This is a genomic window from Planococcus sp. RAB007_Raresut (assembly GCF_057369535.1).
The window spans coordinates 1-427 of record NZ_JBXYIF010000035.1; the positions used below are offsets into that span (position 1 = coordinate 1).

General features: G+C 48.9%; 1 protein-coding gene. It reads left to right on the forward strand.

What is annotated here, in order from left to right; all coding sequences use genetic code 11:
- Window positions 1-303 (forward strand): multicopper oxidase domain-containing protein (locus tag AC2Q9J_RS17610; protein ID WP_499041961.1); only part of this gene is annotated, 303 nt, incomplete at its 5' end.
- Window positions 304-427 lie beyond the last annotated feature (124 nt).

Below are 427 nucleotides of genomic sequence, written 5' to 3' on the forward strand. Positions count from 1 at the left end.
CGTATCGACATCGAAGCGAAACGCGGAGACACCGAGGTATGGGAAATTGAAAATAAACCAGATATGATGGGTGGGATGACACATCCCTTCCACATCCACGGCGTCCAGTTCCGAGTCATCAGTCGAGACGGAAAACCACCATCCGATCAGGAGAAAGGGTGGAAAGATACGGTAGCCATCGCTCCCGATGAACGGGTGAAAATCGAACTCACCTTCACTAAAACGGGAACGTTCATGTATCATTGCCACATCCTCGAGCATGAAGAAAATGGGATGATGGGACAAGTAAAAGTCACCGAATGACCGACACCTCTCCGTTCCATCAGCGGAGAGGTGTTTTGTATCCGTCCCGATCCCGATACGTTTCTGCTAGGACTATTGCCAGTATAGGGATTCTTGTTCGAGTATCGTATACTAGTTGTGAACG